This window comes from Sphingomonas sp. CCH9-F2 (genome assembly GCF_001556735.1).
GTDB lineage: Bacteria > Pseudomonadota > Alphaproteobacteria > Sphingomonadales > Sphingomonadaceae > Sphingomonas > Sphingomonas ginsenosidimutans.
In genome coordinates, this window is the sequence record NZ_LSJO01000700.1 from 1 (window position 1) to 993 (window position 993).

General features: G+C 74.0%; 1 protein-coding gene and 1 pseudogene. Both read left to right on the top strand.

All coding sequences use genetic code 11. From position 1 onward, the window contains the following. Positions 1 to 396 (top strand): tyrosine-protein kinase family protein (locus tag AX685_RS22995; RefSeq protein ID WP_443026269.1); only part of this gene is annotated, 396 nt, incomplete at its 5' end. 22 nt (positions 397 to 418) lie between these two features. Continuing rightward, positions 419 to 993: pseudogene (locus tag AX685_RS20060) on the top strand (hypothetical protein); the annotation flags it as partial.

Below are 993 nucleotides of genomic sequence, written 5' to 3' on the forward strand. Positions count from 1 at the left end.
TCGCTGGACCAGGCGATCACGCCAAGCGGCACCGAGCGGCTGGACCAGCTGTTGGTGCGCACGCCCTATTTCAGCTCCGGCGACCTGTTCGGCGACGGCGCGATGGAAGACCTGCTGGGGGCGCTGCGCGACCGCTACGATCATATCGTGCTCGATCTGCCGCCGATCGTCGGGCTGGCCGATGGCCGGTTCCTGGCGGTGCTGGCGGATGCCACCGCGCTGTGCGTCCGCTGGGACTCGACCCCGCCGGCGGCGGCCAGTTCCGCGCTGCAATCGCTGCAAGGCGACGGGGCGAACGTGGTCGGCGTGATCTTCACGATGGTCGATCCGGATGCCGAGGCGATCGGCGGCCTGTATTATTCCAAGAAATATTCCAGCTACTATCAGGCGGGCTGATCGCGGCCGGGGCGGAGGCGACGTGGCCCGCGGCAGGCTTGGCAGAGCCGGGCGTGCGCCGCGCCGGCCCGACCGCTCGCGGTCGATCGCGCGCGCGGTCGGCGGCGTGCTGGTTGTGATGGTCGCCGGCGCGGTGATCGTGCTGACCGGAGAAGGGCGCATCGCCGCCGCCGATGCGCGGGCGCAGCCCGCGCAGGCGCCGGCCGCCGCGGCCGCGCCGCCGTCGATCCTCCATCCCCCGCGCGCGATCTTCGCCGAGGCGCTGGCCACCGCGCGCGCAGCGCTGCGCGAGCGTGACGCACAGGAACGCCGCGCGCTGCTCGACGATGCCGACCGGCGCGCGACGATGGCGGCGGCGGCGCGCCCGGCGTGGGGCGAGGCATGGGCGCTGGCGGCATGGGTGCGCGGCCTGCGCGACGGCAGCGACAGCGCCGCGGCGCGCGACGCGCTGTCGGCCAGCTATCGCGCGACGCCGTTCCTGCGCCACGCGGGGGCATGGCGGATCGGACGCGCCTTCGCCACGTTCGATCTGATCGACACGCAGGTGCGCGCGCGCGGTGCGCGAAGCGGTGTGGCTGATGCGGATCGACCCCGAAC